Below are 2,087 nucleotides of genomic sequence, written 5' to 3'. Positions count from 1 at the left end.
TTGCTACCTGAGCCTGGGCCGCCGCGCAGGGTGCGTCGAGCGAGGGTTCCCACAGCTACGGGCGACTATCAGGCATCATGGGCGGCATGGACACTGGTGTGACCTCACATACCTCTCCAAGGGTGTTGGTTGTCGACGACGATTCCGACGTGCTCGCCTCGCTGGAGCGCGGATTGCGGTTGTCCGGGTTCGAAGTGTCGACCGCCGTCGACGGGGCCGAGGCACTCCGGAGTGCGACCGAGACCAGGCCTGATGCGATCGTGCTCGACATCAACATGCCAGTGCTCGACGGCGTCAGCGTGGTCACCGCGCTGCGGGCGATGGATAACGACGTCCCGGTCTGTGTGCTGAGCGCGCGCAGTTCGGTCGACGACCGGGTGGCCGGTCTGGAGGCCGGCGCCGACGACTACCTGGTCAAGCCATTCGTGCTGGCCGAGCTGGTGGCGCGGGTACGAGCGCTGCTGCGCCGTCGCGGCTCTACGGCGACCTCGTCCTCCGAAACCATCACGGTTGGCCCCTTGGAGGTGGACATCCCCGGCCGGCGGGCCCGAGTCCACGGCGTCGACGTCGACCTGACCAAGCGTGAGTTCGACCTGCTGGCCGTGTTGGCCGAGCACAAGACCGCGGTGTTGTCCCGCGCGCAGTTGCTGGAACTGGTGTGGGGTTACGATTTTGCCGCGGACACCAACGTCGTCGACGTGTTCATCGGCTACCTGCGGCGCAAGTTGGAAGCCGGCGGTGGCCCACGGCTGCTGCACACCGTCCGCGGAGTGGGATTCGTACTGCGCATGCAGTGACGGGATTGAGCATGAATTTCTTGTCGCGAATCTTGACCCGTACGCCGTCGCTGCGTGCCCGGGTGGTGGTGGCGACCGTCATCGGCGCCGCCATTCCGGTACTCATCGTCGGGGTCGTCGTCTGGTTCGGCATCACCAACGACCGCAAGGAACGGCTGGATCGCCGGCTGGACGAGGCGGCTGGTTTCGCGATCCCCTTTTTACCCCGTGGCCTTGGCGAAATCCCCAAATCCCCTAACGACCAGGACGCGGTCATCACCGTGCGTCGCGGTGGTGAAGAGGTGACCTCGAACTCGAAAGTCACCTTGCCGGAGCTACCGGCCGGCTATGCCGATACCTACATCAATGGGGTGCGCTACCGGGTGCGCACGGTAAATATTCCAGCGCCGCGTCCGATGTTGGTGGAAGTCGGCGCAACCTATGACGCCACCATTGCCGACACCAACAACTTGCACCGCCGGGTGATCTTGATCTGTGCATTCTCGATCGTGGCGGCGGCCGTGTTCGCCTGGCTGCTGGCAACTTTCGCGGTGCGACCGTTCAAACGGTTGGCACAACAGACCAGGTCCATCGACGCGGGCGACGAGAGACCGCAGGTTCAAGTGCGCGGCGCCACCGAGGCCGTCGAGATCGCCGAGGCCATGCGGGGCATGCTGCAGCGAATCTGGAACGAGCAGAACCGCACCAAGGAGGCCCTGGAGTCGGCCCGGGACTTCGCGGCGGTGTCCTCGCATGAGTTGCGCACGCCGCTGACCGCGATGCGCACCAACCTGGAAGTGCTTGCCACCCTGGACCTTCCCGACGAGCAACGCAAAGAAGTGCTCCATGACGTGATCCGGACCCAATATCGCATTGAGGCCACGTTGTCCGCGCTCGAGCGGCTGGCCCAAGGTGAGCTGTCGACGTCGGAGGATCACGTGCCGGTCGACATCACCGAGCTGCTCGACCGTGCGGCGCACGACGCGATGCGGATCTACCCGGACCTCGACGTGTCGCTGGTGCCGTCGCCGACCTGCATCATCGTCGGCCTACCGGCGGGCCTTCGCCTCGCGGTCGACAATGCGATCGCCAACGCCGTCAAACACGGTGGGGCCACCCGAGTCCAGCTGTCCGCGGTGAGCTCGCGCGCTGGCGTGGAAATCGCCGTCGACGACAACGGCAGCGGGGTCCCAGAGGAGGAGCGCCAGATCGTGTTCGAGCGGTTCTCCCGCGGATCGACCGCGTCGCATTCGGGCTCCGGCCTCGGTCTGGCATTGGTGGCCCAGCAGGCGCACCTGCACGGCGGTACAG

Annotated in this window: 2 protein-coding genes; both read left to right on the top strand. The window is 65.8% G+C overall.

Features of this window, described 5'->3' with window-relative positions; all coding sequences use genetic code 11:
• Positions 1-77 precede the first annotated feature (77 nt).
• Positions 78-797, top strand: a complete 720-nt coding sequence (gene prrA, locus WBF82_RS03240) for a two-component system response regulator PrrA (protein ID WP_424381660.1) — start codon at positions 78-80, stop codon at positions 795-797.
• Positions 798-808: 11 nt separating this feature from the next.
• On the top strand, positions 809-2,087 hold a 1,279-nt coding region (locus WBF82_RS03235; protein ID WP_424381659.1), incomplete at its 3' end, for a sensor histidine kinase.

The sequence above is a fragment of the Mycobacterium sp. genome (assembly GCF_049673265.1).
Taxonomy (GTDB): Bacteria; Actinomycetota; Actinomycetes; order Mycobacteriales; family Mycobacteriaceae; genus Mycobacterium.
This window is presented reverse-complemented; position numbering and strand designations above follow the sequence as displayed.